At 71.8% G+C, this 21,015-nt stretch carries 8 protein-coding genes; 3 read left to right on the plus strand and 5 right to left on the minus strand.

The genetic code is table 11. From position 1 onward, the window contains the following. The 4 genes from E1298_RS27075 to E1298_RS27090 all read right to left on the minus strand — a co-directional run. Positions 1-204: condensation domain-containing protein (locus E1298_RS27075; protein ID WP_131898107.1), on the minus strand; the 204-nt coding region annotated here is incomplete at its 3' end. A 6-nt stretch (positions 205-210) separates the two neighbouring features. Continuing rightward, a complete protein-coding gene (locus tag E1298_RS27080; RefSeq protein ID WP_131898109.1) occupies positions 211-6,834 on the minus strand; it encodes a non-ribosomal peptide synthetase in 6,624 nt (2,207 codons plus the stop codon). 90 nt (positions 6,835-6,924) lie between these two features. Further along, positions 6,925-8,307 carry a hypothetical protein gene (locus E1298_RS27085; protein WP_131898111.1) on the minus strand — a complete coding sequence of 461 codons (1,383 nt, stop codon included), beginning with the start codon at positions 8,305-8,307 and terminating at the stop codon, positions 6,925-6,927. Between the two features lie 63 nt (positions 8,308-8,370). After that, the gene (locus E1298_RS27090; protein ID WP_131898113.1) at positions 8,371-8,604 is read right to left on the minus strand and encodes an MbtH family protein; all 234 of its coding nucleotides are present in this window, start codon (positions 8,602-8,604) and stop codon (positions 8,371-8,373) included. A 483-nt stretch (positions 8,605-9,087) separates the two neighbouring features. Here E1298_RS27090 and E1298_RS27095 point away from each other — a divergent pair, with 483 nt between their 5' ends. Beyond that, on the plus strand, positions 9,088-10,935 hold the full coding sequence (locus E1298_RS27095) for an amidohydrolase (RefSeq protein ID WP_131898121.1): 1,848 nt from the start codon (positions 9,088-9,090) through the stop codon (positions 10,933-10,935). Positions 10,936-11,081: 146 nt separating this feature from the next. Then, a complete protein-coding gene (locus E1298_RS27100; protein WP_131898115.1) occupies positions 11,082-12,755 on the plus strand; it encodes a serine/threonine-protein kinase in 1,674 nt (557 codons plus the stop codon). A gap of 77 nt (positions 12,756-12,832) precedes the next feature. Here the strand turns inward: E1298_RS27100 and E1298_RS27105 are convergent, their stop codons facing one another. Then, on the minus strand, positions 12,833-16,936 hold the full coding sequence (locus E1298_RS27105) for a Pls/PosA family non-ribosomal peptide synthetase (protein WP_131898117.1): 4,104 nt from the start codon (positions 16,934-16,936) through the stop codon (positions 12,833-12,835). An 852-nt stretch (positions 16,937-17,788) separates the two neighbouring features. Between E1298_RS27105 and E1298_RS27110 the strand changes: the two genes are divergently transcribed. Next, a complete protein-coding gene (locus tag E1298_RS27110; RefSeq protein WP_131898119.1) occupies positions 17,789-20,800 on the plus strand; it encodes a glycosyl hydrolase family 18 protein in 3,012 nt (1,003 codons plus the stop codon). Positions 20,801-21,015: the final 215 nt, after the last annotated feature.

A 21,015-nucleotide genomic window follows, 5' to 3' on the forward strand; every position in this document is an offset into this window, starting at 1 on the left:
GAACGGGACGCCGCCCTCGTCCTCGACGATCACCGTCCGCAGGGTCTCGTGGCGCGCCACCACGTCCCGCACCGCCGCCTCCACCGCACCGGCGTCGAGCGCGCCCGTCAGCCGGACGCGCAGCGGGACGTTGTACGTCGCCGAAGGACCCTCGAAACGGTGGACGAACCACAACCGGCGCTGCGCAAAAGACAAGGGAACCATCTGACGTCACTCCTTAGCCATCATCTTGCGTAGGCGGGGCCTGCTGGATTTGGTGAAGCCGTCCATTTCGCGGGCCAGCTCCGAAACGCTGGGGAATTCGAGGATCGTCCCGACCGGGACGTCGAGCCCGAGCGCGGCGCGGACGCGGCTGGACAGCTGGGTGGCGAGCAGGGAATGCCCGCCGAGGTCGAAGAAGTTGTCGTCGACACCGACCTTTTCGAGCCCGAGCACATCGGCGTACAGCCGGCAGAGGGTCTCTTCCCGCGGCGTTCGGGGCGCCCGGTAGCCGCTTCCGGTGAACTCGGGCTCGGGCAGGGCCGCCCGGTCCAGCTTGCCGCCCGGCGTCAGCGGCAACCGGTCGAGCACGACGAACGCAGACGGCACCATGAAGTCCGGCAACCGCCCCGACACGTGGCCGCGCAGCTCGTCCGGGGTCACGCCGTCCGCCCCGGCGGGGACCGCGTAGCCCACCAGCCGCTCGGCCCTGTCCGCGTCGCGGCCGCTCCGGCCGCTCCGGGCGACCACGACCGCCTGCGCCACCGTCGGATGCGCCGCCAGCACCGCCTCGACCTCGCCCGGCTCGATCCGGAAACCGCGGATCTTCACCTGCGTATCGGTCCGGCCGAGGTACTCCAGCCCGCCGGAGGCGTTCCAGCGCACCAGGTCCCCGGTGCGGTACATCCGCGCGCCGGGCGGGCCGAACGGGCACGCGACGAACCGTCCGGCGGTCAGGGCCGCCCGGTGCACGTATCCCCGCGCGAGCCCGGTGCCCGCCAGGTACAGCTCACCGGCGACGCCGACCGGCACCGGGCGCAACGCCCCGTCCAGCACGTAGGCGCCGGTGTTGTCCATGGGCGGCCCGATGGGGACGTTCTCCGCGACCCGCTCCAGGGCGGGCAGCGGGTGGCTGGTGGCGTACACCGTCGTCTCCGTCGGCCCGTACACGTGGACGAACGTGGTGTCCGGGCACGCGTCCAGCGCCCGCTGGAACGCCGGGGACGAGGCGCGCTCGCCGCCGGTCCAGACCTCCCGCAGCCCCGCCATGCACGCGGCGTCCTCCTGGACCAGGAGGTTGAACAGCGCGGTGGTCAGGAACACCGAGGTCAGCCCCTGTCCGGTCACATACGCGGCGAGCGCGGCGGGGTCGATGGCCCCGGGCCGGGCCACCACGACCCGCCCGCCTCCCAGCAGCGGGATCCACAGCTCCCAGACGGAGGCGTCGAACATGAGCGGCGAGTGCAGCAGCACCCGCTCCTGGGCGCCGCCGCGCCACCGCCCGTCCAGAGCCAGGTCGACGACCGCCCGGTGGGTCGCCCCGACGCCCTTCGGCACCCCGGTCGAGCCAGAGGTGTAGATCACGTAGGCCAGCCGGTCCGGCCGTCCCAGCGGCTCAAGGCCCGCCTCTTCTTCACCGGACGCCGCGTCAACAGGCGTCGCGTCCAGCTCGTCCGCCATCACGCTCGGGCAGTCCACGTCCGGCAGCCGCGCGGCGAACTCCGCGTCGGTCACCAGGACGACCGGGCGCGTGTCGTCCAGCATGAACGCGATCCGCTCGGCCGGATAGCCGGGATCCACCGGCAGGTACGCGCCGCCCGCCTTCAGCACGGCGAGCAGCACCGCCACCAGCTCCGCCGAGGACGGCAGCGCCACCGCCACCACCGACTCCGGCCCCACGCCGCGCGCGATGAGGGCCCGCGCGAGGCGGTCGGACCGGGAGTCGAGCTCGCCGTAGGTCAGCGACCCCTCGTCCGACGCCACCGCGACCGCGCCGGGCGTGGCGGCCGCCCGCCGCGCGAACAACTCGGGGATGGTGGCGTCGGGAGTGGGGACGGTGGTGTCGTTGAGGCCGCGCAGCAGGTGGTCGCGCTCGGCGGGTTCCAGGACGTCGATCGCGCCCACCCGGCGGCCGGGATCCGCCGCCATCTGGCGCAGGACCCGTCCGAAACGGGCCGCGAGGGCCGCCGCGGTGTCCTCGCCGAACAGGTTCCGCTGGTACTGGAGGGTCAGCTGAAGCCGGGAGTCCGCGTCGGCCATCGCCATCACGGTCAGGGGGTAGTGGGTCGTGGTGACCAGGCCGATCCCGGTGCAGCCGATCCCGGCCGCCTCGCCCGCCGCGGCGAGGCCGGCCCGATCCACCGGGAAGGACTCGAACGCGACGCAGGTGTCGAAAAGGGCCCTCATCCCGGTCAGCCGCTGGATGTCGGTCAACCCGGCGTGGTGGTGGTCCAAGAGCGCGGTCTGCCGGGCCTGCAACCCGGTCAGCACCTGGGCGATGGAGTCGCCCGGCGCGCACCGCACCCGCACGGGGACGGCGTTGAGGAACAGGCCCACCATCTCGTCCACGCCGGGCACCGCGGGCGGGCGGCCCGACACCGTGGCGCCGAACACCACGTCCCGGCGTCCGGTCAGCTGCCCGTAGAGGATCGCCCAGGCGGCCTGGACGACGGTGTTCAGCGTGACGCCCAGCTCGGCCGCGCGGCGGGAGAGCTCCGCCGCCTCCCGCGCCGGCAGCGGGACGGGGATCTGCCCGACGCCGGTGCCGTCGCCGTCCGGCGGGGCGCCGGGGGCGAGCGCGGCCGGCTCGTCCACCCCGTCGAGGTCCCGCGCCCACGCCCGGGCCGGTTCGTCGCGGTCTTGCCGGGACAGCCAGGCCAGGAAGTCACGGTATTCGCGCACGCGCGGCAGCCCGGACGCGTCGCCGCCCGTCCCGTAGAGCCGCAGCAGGTCCTTCGCAAGCAGCGGCAGCGACCAGCCGTCGAACACCGCGTGATGGGCGGTGAGCACCAGTTCCGACCGCTCCGGGCCCAGCCTGATCAGGGCGAGCCGGAGCAGCGGCGGCGCGGCCAGGTCGAGCGGGACGTCCAGGTCGTCGGCGAGGAAGCGCTCGAAGGCCGCCTCGCGTTCGGCGTCGCCGAGGTCGCCGAGGTCGACCTCCCGCCAGGGCAGCGGGACATCGTCGACGACCAGCTGCACGAGCTCCCCCGAGGCGCTGGACACGAACGCGGCGCGCAGGGCGGCATGGCGGTCGAGCAGGGCCTGGCCCGCCGCGCGCAGCCGGGCCGCGTCCACCGGCCCGCTCAGATGCAGGACGCACTGGACGCGGTACGGGTCGAACGCGGACGCGCTCGACATCGTGTGGAACACCAGTCCCGACTGGAGCGGCGTCAGCGGCCAGGCGTCCGCCAGCCCCGGGTAGCGCCGCTCCCACGCCTCGATCTCGTCCTGCCCGGCCCGCACCAGCGGCACGTCCGAGGGCGTCAGCCCGCCCGCGCCGGGCCGGAGGGCGTGCGCCGCCAGCGCCTCCAGGGCGGCGGGCCACAGCTCGGCCAGCTCCCGGACCTCGGCGGGGGAGAGCACGCCCGCCGGAGAACCGAACACGGCCTCCAGGCAGGCCCCGTCCGCGGTCTCGACGACCGTGGCGGTGACGTCCACCTCGGACGGCGCGGGCATGTTCGCGTCCAGCGCTGCGTCCGGCGCGGCAGCCAGGTCGGACGGGGCGAGCTCGGCGGCCTGCGTCCAGCCCGCTTCGCGCGGGCTCGCAGGCGGCCCGTCGGCGGGGAAGCGCTCCAGGTAGGTGAAGCCGATCTGGCCGGTCGGATGGTCGCGGAGCGCCGGGGCGGTGCCGGAGTTCAGGTACCGGAGGAGCCCATAGCCGATCCCGCCGTCCGGGACGGTGCGCAACCGCTCCTTGACCGCCTTGACCGCGGCTCCGGCGGCGGGGCCTCCCGCGAACGCGTCCTTCAGGTCGATCCCGGCGAGATCCAGGCGGACGGGGAACACGCTGGTGAACCCGCCCACGGTGCGGGACAGGTCGGCGCCGGGCACCACGCTTTCCGCGCGGCCGTCGCCCGCCAGCCGGACGAGCGTCGACGGCTCGCCGACGCCCCGGCGGCGGCGCCACTCCGCCACCGCCAGCGCCAGCCCGGCCAGCAGGCCGTCGCGGGCCTCGCCGTGGAAGGCGGCCGGTACCCTGGTCAGCAGCGTCCCGGTCACCGAGACCGGCAGCCGGACCCGCACCTTCTCCACGGTGGAGACCACGTCCACCTCGGGGTCCAGCCGCCGCGCGCCCAGCACCGGATCCGGCCCGTCCACCATCGACCGCCAGAACGGCAGCTCCGCGGCCCGCTCGGCGCGCGACGCCTCGTCCGCCAGCGCGTGCGCCCAGCGCCGCATCGAGGTGGGCACCGGCGGCAGCGACGGTTCCGCGCCCGCCCGCACCTGGCCCCACGCCTCCGCGAGGTCGCGGACGAGGATGCGCCAGGACGCCGCGTCGGCCACCAGCTCGTGTAGCGCGACCAGCAACCGGCCGCGAGCAGTGGGTCCACCAGCGGGTCCACCGGGCGGCCCGCTGGCGGGCCCACCGGCGGCCACCGGGTCGAACCACACGAACTGCGCCATCACGCCCGCCGCCGGAGCGAGCCGCCACGCGGCCCCGTCCAGTTCGCGCGCCGCCAGCAGGCGCCAGCGCTCCCCGTCCCACCGCCCATCGCACTCGACGCGGCGGATCAGGGCCTCCACGTCCACCGAGCCCGGCGGGTCGACCCGCAGGCCGGGACCGTCCTCCCGCACCAGCCGGGAGCGGAGGACGTCATGACGATCCAGCACCGCGCCCAAGGCCGCCGCCAGCCCGGCCCGGTCGACGCCTTCGGGCAGCTCCAGCACCATGGCCTGCGGGAACGTTCCGAGCCCGGCCCCTCGGCCGAGGAGCCGTTCCGCCGCAGGTGGTAGCGGCATCCACCCGACGCCGCCGCCGTCGAGCTCCTCAAGCGGTGGGCGCCCGCCGTCCCGCCGGTTCGCCGCCGCGGCCTCGGCCAGCCTCGCCACGGTCCGGTGCTCGAAGACCTGCCGCGGGCTCACCTCGACGTCCCGCGCGCGGGCCTTGGTCACCACCTGGATCGACTGGATGCTGTCCAGGCCGAGGGCGAAGAAGTCGTCGTCGACGCCCATCCGGTCCAGGCCGAGCAGCTCGGCGAACGCCTCCGCCAGGACCGCCTCTTCCCGCGTCCGGGGTGCCCGGTAGGCGTCCCGGGCGAACACCGGGTCGGGCAGGGCCGCCCGGTCCACCTTCCCGCTCGCCGTCAGCGGCAGGCGGTCCAGTGACATCACCGCCGAGGGCACCATGTGGTCCGGGAGGCGCCGCGCCGCGTACGCGCGCACGTCCGCCGCCATCACGCCGGACGACAGGTCGATCTCCCCGTCGCGGACGGCCCGGACCCGGCGGGCGCCGGTGGCCGTGCGCGGGACGATGTATCCCACCAGCCGCGGGCCCGCCGGGGTGTCCCGGGCCAAGACGACGGCCTGCGCCACGTCCGGATGGGCCTTCAGCGCGGCCTCGACCTCGCCGGGCTCGATCCGGAAACCCCGGATCTTGACCTGGTCGTCCGCGCGTCCGCGGAACATCAGCTCGCCGTCGGGCGTCCTGGTCACCACGTCGCCCGTGCGGTACATGCGCTCGCCCGGACGGTCGAACGGGGACGCCACGAACCGGGCGGCCGTCAGCGCGAGCCGCCCCAGGTAGCCCCGCGCCAGCCCTGCCCCGGCCACGTACAGCTCGCCGGACACGCCCGGCGGCACGGGCCGGAGCGCGTCGTCCAGCACATGGACGCGGGTGCCGGTGATCGCCCGGCCGATCGGCGGCGGACCGCCGTCGCCCGGCAGTGGATCGCTCATCGAGGCGATGACCGTGGTCTCCGTGGGGCCGTAGGCGTTGACCAGCCGCCGGCCCTGCGACCACTTCGCCGCCAGGTCCCCGGAGGTCGCGTCGCCGCCGACGACCAGGCTCGTCACGCTGGGCAGCGAACCGGCCGGCAGCGTCGCCAGCACCGCCGGGGGCAGCAGCGCATGCGTCACGCCGAACGCCGCGATGGTCTCCACCAGCGGCGCGCCCGGCGCCAGCGCGTCCCTGTCCGCCAGCACCAGGGTCGCCCCGGTCAGCAGCGCCGTGGCCAGCTCCCAGACCGAGGCGTCGAAGCTGGGCGAGGCGAACTGCAGCACCCGGCTCCCGGACGTCACCTCCAGCCGCTCCACCTGGGCCGCCAGCAGGTTCGCCAGACCCCAGTGGGCGACCACCACGCCCTTGGGGAGGCCGGTCGACCCGGAGGTGTAGATGACATAGGCGGTGTTGCTCACCGACAGCGGGCTCAGCCGGTCCGCGTTCGTCACCCGGGCGGGGCCGGCGGCGTCCATCGCCGCGACGACCCCGGGGTCGTCCACGCGCAGCACCGGCGCCGGAAGCTCGGGCAGCCGCTCCGCCGCCGCCGCGTCGCCGATCACCAGGCACGCGCCCGAGTCCGCCACCATGAAGGCGATCCGGTCCGCCGGATAGCCGGCGTCCACCGGCAGGTACGCGCCGCCCGCCTTCACCACCGCCAGCACCGCGACCACCGCCTCCGGCGACCGGGGCAGCGCCACCCCCACCACCGACTCCGGCCCCACGCCGCGCGCGATGAGGACCCGCGCGAGGCGGTTGGCCCGGGCGTCGAGCTCCCGGTAGGTCAGCGACCCCGCGCCGAACACCAGCGCGACCTCGCCGGGCCGCCCGTCGACCTGGCGTTCGAACAGTTCGGCGATCGTCGCCCTGGGCACCGGCGCCTTGGGCGCCGGCCCGGCCGTCTCCTTGTGCGCGCGCATCGGGTCCTCCTTCCAGCGGGTCCAGCTCGTCCGCCGGCACAGCGGATCGACGCCGGAGTCGGGGTGGGTTCTCCGTTCGGGGCGGATCCGTCAGACGACGCGCCGTGGCGGCCGGGAGAACGGGGTGCGCTGCGCGAAGAAGTTCAGTCGCTCCTGCACGTCGCGGAAGTTCTCCTGCGTCGCCTTGCCGGTCACGTTGAGCAGCAGGGTGTCGGACGAGCCCGGCCCGTCGAGGTAGCCGGCGAGCGGCCCGCTGGTGCTCATCGGGTGGTCCCGCTTGGCGACGCGCGTCAGCGGGTCGGCCGACACCGCGTTGTCCCGCATCTTGCGGACGGTGCGGACCGCGTCCGGGGCGCCGGTGAGCGACTTGGTCTCCATCCCGCCCAGGTTGTTGCGGGGCAGGTGCAGGTGCATGTCGCGCCAGGCGAAGATGAAGACGCGCAGGTCCGAGGCGTGCCGGCGCAGGCGCGGGACGAGCGGGTGGCCGGCGTCCGACTCCTGCAGCCCCGCGAGCGCCCCGGCGAACTGCTCGTACAGGTCGGTGAACAGGTGGAAGCGCATGCTGACCGAGTGGCTGCCGCTGGTCAGGCCGAGGTTCTCGCGGATCTGGTGGTAGTCGTGGGTGCTCAGGTTGTCGACGATCGGCGGCAGGCACGCCTCGATCGACGGGTACAGGTCCGCGACGCCGTCGAGCATCTCGACCGCGCGGGCGACATCGCCGTCCCGCGCGGCGCGGGTCGCGATCTCCAGGCGGTCGTTGATCTCCCGCACGAGAAGCTCGGGGATCTGGTGGAGGCCCCGGAACTGCGTGAAGTAGGTGTCGCCGGTCAGGCGGTGCTCGTGGACCGCGTGCCGGAGGTGGTCGGAGGCGAGGAGCCGGTCGATCTCGGCGCCGGGCGCCGGATGCGCGGCCCTGGCCAGGTTCGCGCTCCACACGCGGGCGTCGTGGTTGGCGATGCGGGCGCAGTGCAGGATGCCGTACTCGACGCTTTCGAGGGACGACCCGGCGATCGCCGCCTGAACGTCCAGCCCGCCTTCCTCGATGAGGTGGGAGAGCGCCTTGTCGAAGCCCTGCATCGCCGGCAGGAACTCGGTGAAGGCGGGCGTCGCCTCGATGGGCCAGCGCGGCGCGTCACCGCTCCAGGCGTCGCTGACGCGGAGGGCGTCGACGCTCAGGCGGACCAGCACGCGGTGGAAGCTGCGCACCCAGTGGAGCTGCGTCACGCAGCGGTCGACGTCCTGCCTGCCGAGGTGCTCGGCGGCCCGGCCCAGAAGGTCGGTGAGATTGTGCAGCGCGATCTCGGCGGACTGGTAGAGCCCGACGAGCAGCGCCTCCTTCGTGGCCGGCTCGACCAGCATGGCCTCGCGCGCGGCCTCGATGGCGGTGAGGCTCTGTAGGGAATGGTAGTGCTCGGCGATGACACCGCGCTTGTTGCGCGCCGGCTCCTGCTCGGTGCTCAGCTCAGTAGACAAGAGATCTCTCCAGCCCTGTCAGCGAAAATGTGAATGCTCGGCCTTTTCGCGCCCTAGGGCGCCCTAGTCGCGGCGCGCCGCCGCGCCGGCGCCCATGGCCTCCTGGAGGCTCCTGGGCCGCAGGTCGGTCCAGTTATTCTCGATATATCCCAGGCAGTTCTGGCGGTTCTCCGGACCGAACACGGCCCGCCAGCCCGCCGGGATCTCGGCGAAGCGCGGCCACAGCGAATGCTGGTCCTCGTCATTGCGCAGGACGAGGAACCGGCCGCCCTCATCGTCGAATGGATTGGTGCTCACACTCGCGCCCCCTTGCCGATCGAGCAGGCCGATACCGCTGATCCGCGCATTGGGGTCAGCCGGGCGCCCGCATATTCGGCCGCTTTCTCAATTGACTCTCCAGGAGCCTAGCGACGGCCGATAACTGATCGTTAACGCCATCGATAACGCCGCCCTGGCGGCCGTCATTCGCGACGCCCAAGCCCCAGAGCGGGGTGCCGGTGCGGGGGGCGCAGGGGCGCCCGAGGGAATCGTGGCCCTGTGGAAGGACGGTCTCGCCGCGCGCGTGAACCTGCGTCCGCTCAGAGCGTCCGGTCTGGTGACAACGACAACAGACTGCGGCGCGGAGCCTGGAACCTGGTCGAGGCCAACTGTTGACTGTATCAACACCAGTGGGGACACTGTCCCCACCCCCCGCGATCATCCGTCCAGGGAGGTCCCGGACATGCCTTCTTCGCCGTCCATGAGGAGAGTCTCGATACGGGTCCCAAGGAGGAGCTCGACATGACCCCTGAGATGAATCGTCGCCAGGTGCTGCGCGGAGCGGCGGCGGTGACCGCCGGCACCGCGGCCACGGGAATGCTGTCCACCGGAGCCGCGCACGCGGAAGGCGGCGGCCACGGTGACGCCGACCTCGTCATCCACAACGGACGCGTCCTCGTCCTCGACAAGCACTTCCGCAAGGCGGAGGCCGTCGCCATCCGTGACGGGCGTGTGCTCGCCGTCGGAAGCGCCCGTGACATGCGGCGCTACACGGGCCGCAAGACGGAGCTGCTCGACGCGGGCGGCGGCACGGTGCTTCCGGGCATCAACGACTCGCACCTCCACCTCAACTCGCACGGCCTGGGCGTTCCGCCGTTCAACATCAACGTGGACACGGCCACGATCGAGCAGCTCGTCGCCGCCGTGCGCACGGCGGTGGACGCGGCGCAGGCGCCGGATTCGTGGATCCGCGGCCGGGGATGGCAGGAGCTCCGGTTGCCGCGGCCGCCGGTGGCCGCCGACCTGGACCCGGTCTCGGGCGGCCACCCGGTGATCCTGAACGACTTCTCGGGGCACGCGACGGCCGTGAACTCGGTCGTGCTGCGGCGGGCCGGCATCACCCGCGACACCGTCCCGCCGCCCGGCGGAGTCATCGACAAGGACGCGAACGGCGAGCCCACGGGCGTCTTGCGCGAGACCGCCCAGGGCCTGGTGCGCCGCGTCGTCCCGCCGTTCACCCGCGACGAGCGCTCGCGGGCCATCGACGCCGCCGTGAAGCTCCTGCACTCGGCCGGCATCACGAGCGCCACCGAGCCGGGCATCGACCTGGACACGCTGGCGCTCTACGCGGAGAAGGCCCGCGCCGGCGCGCTGCCCCTGCGCGTCACCGCGCTGCTGGGCAGCGGTACCGGGCCGCGGTCGCTGCGCGCCGTCCTGGACGACTACCGGCCCCTGAGCGACGTCGACCCCCGGACGCTGCGCGTCGCCGGCGTCAAGGTCTTCGCCGACGGCATTCCCAGGTTCAGGACCGCGTGGATGAACAAGCCGTACCTGAACGGCGGCAACGGCAGCCTCACGATCGACGGCGCGTCCCCCGCCGAGCAGCTCGCGAACCTGCACGAGATGATCAAGATCTCCGCGGGCGCCGGCCTCCAGGTCGGCACGCACTCGTGCGGCGACGCCACGACCGACGCGGTCGTCGCCGGCTACGTCAAGGCGGACGGGCACGACCGGCACCGGGCGGATCTGCGCCACTACGTGATCCACTGCAACTTCCCCTCGGCGCGGACGCTGCGGACGATGGCGCGCCACGACATCGGCGCGAACCTGAACGCGGAGATCCTCTACCTGCAAGGGCGCGTGCTCGAACCGATCATCGGGCGCGAGCTGACGGAGTACCAGTGGCCCTACCGCAGCGCGTTCAGAGCGGGCGTCCACGTGACGTCCGGATCGGACGCGCCGGTGGTGGAGCCCCGCTGGCTGCGCGGCGTGATGACGGCCGTCCTGCGCGAGGGCGCCGACGGCGGCGTCGCGGGCACGGCGGAGCGCATCGCACTGCCCGAAGCGCTGGCCACCTACACCAGGATCGCGGCCTGGCAGGACCACGCCGAGCGCTGGAAGGGCACCCTGGAGCCGGGGAAGATCGCTGACATCTGCGTCGTCGGCGGCGACGTGCTCGGCCGGGACCCCCACGGCCTCCGCGACCTCCAGGTGACCGCGACGGTGGTCGGGGGCCGCGTGGTCTACGAGCGGCCGAAGGGTGCGCGCACGGCCCCGGCCGCTGCGACAATGATCGGAAGCGGCGAGTCCGGGCACACGTGCCAGGACGGCAAGTGCTGCTGCGAGCTGGCAGAGGAGATGCGCGGATAGAGAGCGCTCACCGGAGCCGGGGAGGCGACCGGGCCGTCCCCTCCCCGGCTCCGCGCCGGCGGTGCGGCGGCGTGCTCGCCCCGCTGAGCGAAGGAGCAGACGGTGCGTGACGGCGGGCGCCACTGGCGCGGCAGGGGCTGAACCCCGTGGCCCCATGGCGGATTTCCGGGTTCGACGAGGTTCGCGAGCTGGGCTCCGGCGCGCAGGGACGCGTGGTGCTGGCCCGGCACGCCGGGACGGGGTCCCCGGTCGCGATCAAGTACGTGCACCGGCGTCCGGGCGACGAGGCGGCCATCGAGCTGCTGCGCGCCGAGGCGGTGATGCTCGGCCGGATCACCGACCCGCACGTCACCCGGCTCTACCAGTTCGTCAGCGGCGAGCACGGCGCGGCCATCGTGATGGAGGCCGTCAACGGGGTCACGCTCAAGGCGGTCCTGGCCGAGCACGGCAGGCTCGAACCCGAGGCCGCGCTGGTGGTGCTCAAGGGCTCGCTGCTGGGGCTGGCGGCGGCGCACGAACTCGGGGTCGTCCACCGCGACTACAAGCCCGCCAACGTCGTCGTCCAGGGTGACGGCCTGAGCAAGCTCATCGACTTCGGCGTGGCCGCGGTGGCGGGAGAGGGGTCCAGGACGGGCACGCCCGCCTACATGTCGCCCGAGCAGTGGGAGGGACGGCCCGCCTCGCCCTCCAGCGACGTGTACGCCGCCACCTGCGTGTTCTTCGAGTGCGTCACCGGGCACCGGCCGTTCCCGGCGGCCGATGCGCCCGGGTTGAGACACCGGCACCTCAGCGAGCCGGTCCCCGTCGAAGAGCTCCCCGAACCGCTGCGGCCGCTGGTCGCGGCGGGCATGGCCAAGGACCCGCGAAGCCGCCCGCCCTCCGCCGGCGCCTTCCTCACGGCGCTGGAGGCCGCCGCGTCCGAGGCGTACGGGGCCGACTGGGAGCACCGCGGCGTCCGGACGCTGGCCGCGGGCACGGCGGCCCTGGCTGCGCTGTTCCCGCTGGGAGGTCTCATCGCCCAGGGGATCGCGGGCGGGGCCGCCGTCACGGCGCAGACCGGGCTGCTGGCCACCACCGGAGCCAAGATCACAGCGGCGGCCCTCGGCTCCGCGCTGGCGGTCGGCGCCGGGACCGCCGGGACCGTGGCCGTCCAGCGCGCGACGGCGGAACCGGCGCCGAAGCCCTCCTTCACCAATGCGGCCGTCGTGGTCCCCGTGCGGTCCTGCCGGTTCAACGATCAGACATCGGCGCCGTCCCGGGTCCGGCTGCCGTCCGAGGTCCGGCTGCCGGCGCGCGCGGCCGTCTACCAGGTGCCGTTCCAGGGCGTCCGGTTCATCGGGCCCGCCGGGCGGAACTGCACCGGCTCCGGAGGAAGCGGCGTCGGCGTCGCGGGCGTCAAGGGAGTGGAGGTGACGCTCTACGTGGACGGCTACGAATGCGGCTACTTCCCCGACAGCGACGAAGCGGCCTATGTCAGGCGCACCGAGCCGCAGAACTGTGGCAGTCCCCAGAAGGCGTCCGCGCGGGAGGACGTTCCGACCGGCAGGCCGGGCCTGCTGGCCTACCTGATGACCGGCGGTCCGACCACTCGTCGCGCCGGCGGCGAGGTGTCGCTGGTGATGCACACCTCGTGGCGCTCCGGCCGCTCCGATTCGGGCCTGCTCATCACCTGCTTCCTGCCCCGCGGCGACGCCGACATCTGCGCCGCCGCGCTGACCCACCGGCTGGACGAGATCATGCGGCCCCGCGGCGTCCCCCAAACGGCGCTCGACCGGGCCGCCCGGCAGATCGCCCGCTACGTCGACACGCACCTGCGCTGACGGCACTCGTCCGGAAGGGACCGGGCCCCTGGTTTCGCGATGTCAAGGGGAAACCGTCCCTTCGCCGCTCGTCCCGGTCATGGCGCCGCCGCGATGGGCAGGCGGGCGTGCCCGGCGGGGTTCCCCCGCCACCGTGCGTCCGGCGGGACCTCCTCGCCCTTCATCAGGAAGGAGTCGGCGTCGAGCGCGGACCCGTCGCCCATGGTCACGTCGTAGTGGACGAAGGACTCGACGCCCAGCGTGCAGCGGGCGCCGAGCCGGGTGCGCCCGGACTTGAAGACGCCCTCCTCCAGGGAATGGCACTGGATCACGCTCCCCGCGTTCAGCGTGCACTCGTCCCCGATGGTGACCAGCGTCTTCTCCGGTATGGCGCAGCCGTCGTCGAAGACCCGGCGGCCGACCCGCACGCCCAGCAGGCGCCAGACCACGTTCTTGAACGGGGTGCCGTTGAACGGGGCCCGCCCGCCCAGCTTCCAGAGCCGCTCGTGCCACCAGAAGTAGGGGTCGTAGATCGAGCACATCCGCGGCCTGAGGGAGCGGAAGCGCAGGAGGACGCGCTCGACCAGCACGCCGTAGCCGACGCCGAACAGCAGGGTGGACAGCACCCCGATGACGACCGCCGCCGCCGGGTGGTCGTGCAACTGGTCCTCGGCGGCCAGCCACAGCACGGTCACCGCGAAGAACCGGAACCATTGCACCATCAGGAAGACGCCCATGGTGGCGATGTTGTAGCGGTTCTTGGCCGACAGGCGGCGGCGGAGGTCCTCCCCCTTCTCCAACTCGCCGAACGCGTGGTCGCGCTCGACCGACCGGGGGATCTCGAAGCACGGCGAGCCCAGCAGGCCGGTGTTCTCCCGGATCGGCCCGTCGACGGGCACCGCCACCTTCGTCCCGAGAAGGACGTTGTCGCCGACCGCCGCTCCCGCCGGGAACGCGATGTTGTTGCCGAGGAAGTTGTACGCCCCGATCCTCACCTCGGACACCTTGAACGACGTGCTGGAGAAGTCCGCGTTCATGATCCACAGCGCGTCCGAGACCATCGTGCCGCTGCCCACCGTGGTCAGCTGGGGCGAATGGTGCTTCAGCTCGGTGCCGAAGTTGCTTCCCGTCTGGACGATCGGCCGGGAGAACCGGTAGCCCAGCGTCCGCAGGTACCCGACGATGTAGGAGCTGTCGCCGAACAGCGTGTTGAAGAACGCCAGGTTGGTCAGGCGCTTGGTCGCCGTCAGCGCCCAGTAGTGCCGCCCGTACAGCCGGTAGACCCTGCCGGGCTTGAGGAGGAGGCCGAGCACGCGGGGGACGGAGAACACGAACGCCAGCACCGCCAGCCCGCCGCCGAAGAACAGCACGCCCGACAGCACCACGGCGTCCGCGTAGAGCGCCAGGCGGCCGAGCCCCTCCGTCTCCGACCGCATGATCTCGGTGAGCATCGGGAGCTCCATGGGCAGGACGATCAGGACGGCGAGCGCCAGCGGCCAGGTGACCGCGAGAAGCGTGAACAGTTGCAGGGCGCTGTAGGCGGCCCTCCGCGCAGTGCCGCACTCCATCGGGGGGAGCGGCAGGTAGCTGGTGTCGGTGGGGCGCGCCGGGCACCCGTGCCAGCGTTCCCCGGCGGGCACGGCCTGGCCCGAGTGCAGGGACGAGGCGTGCCCGAGCTGGGTGCCGTCGCCCATGGCGATGCCGATGTCCAGGACCGTCTTGTCGCCGACGAAGACCCCGTCGCCGAGCGTGATCGCGCCCGTCCGGATCACACCGTCGTCGGCCCGGTACCCGGGCATCGCGCAGTTCTCCCTGATGATCGTCCCGGCGCCGACGGTCAGCAGGTCGGTGCACACCGGCGTCCTGGAGAAGATCACGGCTCCCCGGCCGATCCTCGCCCCGAGCAGCCTCAGATAGAGGACGTAGAGCGGCGATCCGGCCAGCAGCCCCATCGGGCTCGACCGCAGGAGCGTCTTGACCGTCCAGAACCGGACGTACCCCAGGCTCCAGACGCGGATGCGCTGCGGTTTCCAGCGGCCGATGAGCGCCCACTTCGCCAGGACCGGCAACGCGCACAGGTACGCGAAGGACGCGCAGCCGAACAGCACGCACCGCTGGTAGACGTCGACGAAACCCGTGGCGTCGGAGGCCCAGTCGTAGCCGAAGGTGGTGACGATGGCGCCGAGATAGATCGTCGCGACGAACAGCAGCAGTTGCAGGGCGCCGCAGAGCACGTACTCGGGCGTCCCCGTCCGCCTCTCCGCGCCCTCCTTCGCCGGGACGGGCGCCGAGGGTGCCGCCTGCGCGGGCGCCCGCTCGGCCAGGACGGCGGCCAGCCCCCTGACCTCGGGATTCTGGTAGACGTCCAGCATCGACACCGGCAGGTCCGTCCGCTCCCGCACCACGGCGCAGAAGCGCGCCATCAGCAGCGAGTCGGCGCCCAGATCGTCGAAGAAGTGGCTGTCGGCCGACACGTGCTCCAGCCGCATCACCTGGGCCAGCGCGTCGGCGAGCTGCCGTTCCGTGCCGGTCGCCGGGGCGAGGTGGCCGCCCCGGGCGACCGGGCCGCGCGGCGCCGACGGCGGGGGGAGCCTGCCGCGGTCGGCCTTGTCGCTGGGAAGCATCGGGATGGAGTCGAGCTCCTCGAAGTACGCGGGCACCATGTAGCCGGGCAGGCGCTCCCGCGCGCGTCCGCGAAGCTCGTCACGATCCACGCGCCCGGCACCGTTCCGCCGGGTGTAGTAGGCGACGAGCTCGACCGTGCCCGGCTCGGGCTCGTAGGTGCCGACCACCACCTGCGCGAGCCCGGGCGCCTGCGACAGGACCGACTCGATCTCCGACAGCTCGATCCGGTACCCCCGGATCTTGACCTGGGTGTCGATGCGCCCGTGGTACTCGACCTCGCCCTCGGCGTTGAACCGGCCCAGGTCGCCGGTGCGGTAGATCCTGCCGGACGGGTTGCGGTCGATGCCGATGAAGTCGCGGACGAACTTGCGCGCGGTGAGGTCGTCGCGGTTCACGTATCCGCTCGCCAGCCCGATCCCGGCGATGCCGATCTCGCCCGTCTCGCCGGGCGGCAGTGCCCTGTCCTCGTCCGGGTCCAGGATGACCACCGCGTAGGTGGGCAGCGGGACGCCGATGGTCACCGCCTGTTCCGGGTGCAGCGGCGTCCACGTCGCGGTGACGGTCGCCTCGGTCGGCCCGTACACGTTGAGGAACCTGCGGTCCGGCCGGTGCCAGCGCGCGACGAGCTCCTGCGGGCACGCCTCGCCCGACACCAGCAGGAAGCGCAGCAGAGGGAGGTCCCCGTCCAGGGTCGCCAGGAGCGTCGGGACGCAGCACAGCGCGGTGACGCGCCTGTCCCGCAGGAACTCCCGCAGCTCATGGCCGACCAGCACCGACCCGCTCGGTTTCGGGACCAGGGTCGCGCCCGCGATCAGGGGGACCCAGATCTCCTCCACGGAGAAGTCGAAGGCGATCGTCATGCCCTGGTACATGCGGTCGGCCGGACCGACCCCGTAGACCTCGACGGCGACGCGGACGAAGTTGCAGATGGAGGCGTGCTCGATCGCCACGCCCTTGGGCCGGCCCGTCGAACCCGAGGTGTAGACGATGTAGCACAGGTCGTCGACCGGGGTCCCCTTCTCCGCGTCCGTGAGGCGGTGGCCGGGCTCGGCGTCGACGAGCGCGTCCACCTCGTCCACGCACAGCACCGCCGTGTCGGCCTCGCCCAGGTGCTCGCGCAAGTGCGACATGGACAGCACGGTCCGCACGCCCGCGTCCCCCGTGATGTAGGCCAGCCGGTCCGGCGGGTAGCCCGCATCGAGCGGCACGTACGCCGCGTTGACCTTGAGGACGGCCAGCATGCCCACGTAGGAGCGCACGGCGCCGTCGAACAGCAGCCCGACCCGGTCCCCGGGCCGGACACCGCGCGCCAGCAGGTGGCGCGCGAGCCGGTTGGCGCGCTCGTCCAGCTCGCCGTAGGTCAGGGCGAGGTCGCCGGCGTCCACGGCGAGCCGGTCGCCTCGTCCCTCCGCCCGGAGCCGGTCGCACCGCTCCTCGAACAGGCCCTCCAATCGTTCCCCCGCTTGCCAGCGGATCTCCTGCCCGTGTCCCACGGCGACCAGGACATGGTCCCCGGTGATATGCCGGGCCGTCTCGCCGGATGCGGCGAGCACTTCGCCGGTGGCGTCTGTCGTCATCTTCGCTCCGCCCCACGGATAACTCGTCGAATCGCATCTGCGGTGAAGTCAGAGCCCGCAAGACGCAATGTCAGAACCGAAGGATGATCTAACCGAACCATTGCGAATCCAACGGAACTGTCCGGAGGCGGTCATGGCGCAGCCTGGCAGGCAACTCCATTGACAGTCGTCATGACAAGTTCGGCCCGCGGCCCGATCGCGGCACGATGCCCGCCATTGAAGAACCGTTTCACCTGATCCGACGCGTCCACATCTACCGAGGTGGACGGGGGTGACACGGGATTATCCGACGCCCCGCCAGCGACGATCTTGGTCGGCCCGACAGAAAACCGAAAGTGTTTCAATGCACCTCGGCCGCGCACTCCTAAGCCGAGCGCCCGCCGCCTCGGCATCGCCGCCGACGGCCTAACCGGAAACTCGCCCATGAAATACACACGGCACGGCATTACAAAAGGTGACGTTTTCACGGCCCGGCACCGGAATCCGATGATCTGGAGGGCATAAAAACCAAGATCCGGATGCGCCAATGGCGTAGGGCGGCTCTCGTGCGGCGCTTCGAAGGAGGAAGAATTAGGTTAGGCTCACCTAATTCTCGCCGCGGAGCCTCGTCGCCCGGGGGCCCCCGGCGGGCCGGCGGCCGCCCTCATGATCGTTCCGAGCCCTGGGCGCGGTCCCCGGGCGGTGCCGCCCCTGCCCCCCCGGTAGTGATTTTTCAGTGGTCCGGTTCGCTTGCTGGACCGATCCATTGTGTATGTCATCAGTTAAATTTCAGTTCTTGCATGGTGGTTGAAGTGCGGTTATGGTCCGAACAATTAGTATAGTTTCCTAATTATTGAAGGGACTGGGCTTGCCGTGCCCATAAGACGCTCCCCGCTCCGGGCGTTCCTCACGGGATGTACCGCGCTGCTCCTGCTCCTCGGCCTCTCCGTGGCCGTGACCACGCCCGCCTTCGCCGCGGGCCCGACCGCCGACTGCAAGACCGTCCAGGAATGGGGGGGCGGCGCGCAGTACGCCTGCACCGTCACCAACGGCGGCAGCTCCTCCATGTCCGGCTGGAAGCTGGAGTTCGACCTGGCCTCCAACGTGCAGATGGGCTCGTACTGGGACGCCGCGCTCACCAGCTCGGGCAGTCACCACACGTTCGCCAACCGGGAGTACAACGGGACGATCGCCCCGAACGGGACGGCCGCCTTCGGGTTCCTGGTCTCCTACAGCGGCACGCTGAGCGGGCCGCAGAACTGCAGGATCGACGGCCAGCCGTGCGCCGGCGCCCCGGCGGACGCGCCGCCGAGCGCGCCGGGCAACCTGCGCACCACCGAGGTCACCGCCACCTCGGTCGCGCTGGCCTGGGACGCCGCCGCCGACGACAAGGGCGTCAAGAACTACGACGTGCTGAACGGCACCGCCGTCGCGGCCACCGTCACCGGCACCACCGCGACGGTCAGCGGCCTGACGCCGAACACGCGCTACACCTTCGCCACGCGCGCCCGCGACACCGCCGACCAGGTCTCCCCGGCCGGGAACGCCGTCACCGTCACCACGCCCGGTTCCGGCGAGGACCAGCCGCCGAGCAAGCCCGGCGAGCTGCGCATCACCACGACCACCGGGGACTCGGTCACGCTCGCCTGGGGCGCCGCCACTGATGACCACGGGCTCACCGGGTACGACGTGCTGCAGAACGGCACGGTCATCCAGTCGGTGACCGGCACGACCGCCACGGTCAAGGGCCTGACGGCCGGAAGCTACCGGTTCGCGGTCCGCGCCAAGGACAGCATCGGCCAGAACTCCGAGCTCAGCAACGAGGTGACCGCCAAGGTCGGGCAGGGCACCGGAGGCTGCCGTCCGGACGGGCTCTACCAGACGCCGGGCGTCACGCCGCCGTACTGCGAGGTCTATGACGAGGACGGCCGGGAGAAGATGGGCTCGGGCCACCCGCGCCGCTCCATCGGCTACTTCACCGGATGGCGGGACGGCGCCAACAACACGCCGCGCTACCTCGCCAACGACATCCCGTGGGAGAAGCTGACCCACATCAACTACGCCTTCGCGCACATCGACGGCCAGAACAAGGTCTCGGTCGGCGGCAACGTGCCCACCAACCCGGCGATCGGCAGGGAGTGGCCGGACGTCAAGGGCGCGGAGATGGACCCCGCCTACTCGTACAAGGGCCACTTCAACCAGCTCAACAAGTTCAAGAAGCAGCACCCGAACGTCAAGACGCTGGTCTCGATCGGCGGCTGGGCGGAGTCCGGCGGCTACATCGACGACAACGGCAAGCGCGTCGCCTCCGGCGGCTTCTACACGCTGACCGACAGCCAGGCGAACATCAACACCTTCGCCGACTCGGTCGTCTCGTTCCTGCGCCAGTACGGGTTCAACGGCGCGGACATCGACTACGAGTACGCCACCTCGATGAAGTTCGCGGGACACCCCGACGACTTCACCTTCTCCAACGCGCGGCGCGCCAAGCTGATGGCCGGCTACGTGGCGCTCATGAAGACGCTGCGCGAGAAGCTGGACGCGGCGAGCGCGGCCGACGGCAAGTACTACATGCTGACCGCCGCCGTCTCGGCCTCCGGCTGGATCCTGCGCGGGCACGACAGCTACCAGGTCACGCCCTACCTGGACTACGCCAACCTCATGACGTATGACCTGCACGGATCCTGGAACCACTTCGTCGGTCCCAACGCGCCGCTGTTCGACGACGGCAAGGACAACGAGCAGGTCGACGGTGCCGTCTACAGCACCTACGGAATGGGATACCTGAACACCGACTGGGCCTACCACTACTTCCGCGGGACGATGCCGGCCGGCCGCATCAACATCGGCCTGCCCTTCTACACCCGTGGATGGCAGGGCGTCTCCGGCGGTACGAACGGGTTGTGGGGCAAGGCCGCGCTACCCGACCAGAAGCAGTGTCCGCCGGGCACCGGCGGCTCGGTGGGCTCCACGACACCCTGCGGCAACGGAGCCGTCGGCCTCGACAACCTGTGGCACGACCTTGACGACAAGGGCAAGGAGATGGCCTCGGGCAGCAACCCGATGTGGCATGCCAAGAACCTCGAAAAGGGTCTCCAGGGCAGCTACATCAAGGCGTACGGGCTCGACCCCGACAACGACCCCCAGGACCGGCTCACCGGAACCTACGCACGCCAGTACGACAACACGATGGCCTCGCCGTGGCTGTGGAACAGCACCAAGAAGGTGTTCCTGTCCACCGAGGACGACCAGTCGATAGCGGCCAAGACCAAGTGGGTGGTCGACAAGGGCATCGGCGGCGTCATGTTCTGGGAGCTCGCCGGCGACTACGGCTGGGACCCGGCCCGCGACGGCGGCAAGGGCGAGTACTTCATGGGCAACACCCTGACCACCCTGATCGACGACAAGCTCAAGGCGGCGGGCCCGTACCAGAACCGGGGCTCCGACCACACGATGCCCACCGACGTCCTCAACGTGAAGGTGGACCTGGTCCAGTTCCCGGTGGGCGACAACAACTACCCGATCACGCCCAAGCTGAAGATCACCAACAACTCGGGCCAGGCCATCCCCGGCGGTGCCGTCTTCAAGTTCGACTACGGCACCTCGGCCCCCGCCACGATGACGCAGCAGTCCGGCTGGACCCTCTCGGTCCAGGCCGGTCACAGCGGCAACAACGTCGGCGGCCTCAAGGGCGACTTCCATCGGGCCACCCTGACCGTCCCGAGCTCGTCCAGCATCCCCAACGGCGGCTCCGCCACCGTCGCGCTGAGCTACCAGCTCCCGATCGCGACACCGTCCAACTTCATCCTCACCTTCGGAGGCAAGTCCTACGCACTGAGTCAGGACAACCCGAGAACCATCTCGGTAGGCGGCACCCACCGCTAGACCCGAGCGTCAGCACATAGCACGACCAGCAAGGCAGGGCGTATGCCACCGGTGGCATACGCCCTGCCTGTTTGCAGTGGGACGAGTTCGGAGCGTCACCGATTCCGGCTATTCCCGGTCCTTGACGGACAAGAGTACGTATGTTCTCATTCATCAGACAAAGTACAAACTCCGCGCCGCAGTAACCCCGTGGCAGCCCGCGCAGAACCCCCGAC

Origin of the sequence: Actinomadura rubrisoli (assembly GCF_004349215.1) — a bacterium.
GTDB lineage: Bacteria > Actinomycetota > Actinomycetes > Streptosporangiales > Streptosporangiaceae > Spirillospora > Spirillospora rubrisoli.